Consider the following 567-nt stretch of genomic DNA (forward strand, 5'->3'; position numbering starts at 1 on the left):
CTACAGCCTCACCGGGCAGCTTGTCCGCAGTGAGGATGAAAACCTCGTCACCCGGTGGCACTACGATGAATCAGACCGGCTGACGCATCGCACCATAAACGATAAACCGGCAGAGGCGTGGCAGTACGACTCACGCGGCTGGCTGACAGGCATCAGCCACCTCAGCGACGGCCACCGCGTCGCCGTGCACTACGAGTATGACGATAAGGGCCGGATGGTCAGTGAACGGCAGACCGTGGACCACCCTGAAACCGGTGAACGGCTGTGGGAACACCTCACAAAACACGATTACCACAACGGCCTGTCACACAGGACCACCCCCGACCAGCTTCCCCCCGTGGAATGGCTGACGTACGGCTCCGGTTACCTGGCGGGGGTGAAGATGGGGAACACCCCGCTGGCTGACTTCACCCGTGACCGGCTGCACAGGGAGGTGCAGCGAACCTTTGGACAGTACACCCTGGCCACGGCATACACGCCTGCCGGGCAGCTCCGGAGCCACACGCTGAACCTGGCGGCACTGAACCGGGACTACGGTTACAGTGACAGCGGCCAGCTGGTCCGCAT

Annotated in this window: 1 pseudogene; it reads left to right on the forward strand. The window is 62.8% G+C overall.

Annotated elements, in window-relative coordinates:
- Positions 1 to 567: pseudogene (locus AC2FAK_RS22960) on the forward strand (RHS element protein); the annotation flags it as partial.

The sequence above is a fragment of the Enterobacter cloacae complex sp. 394F7 genome, assembly GCF_057320385.1.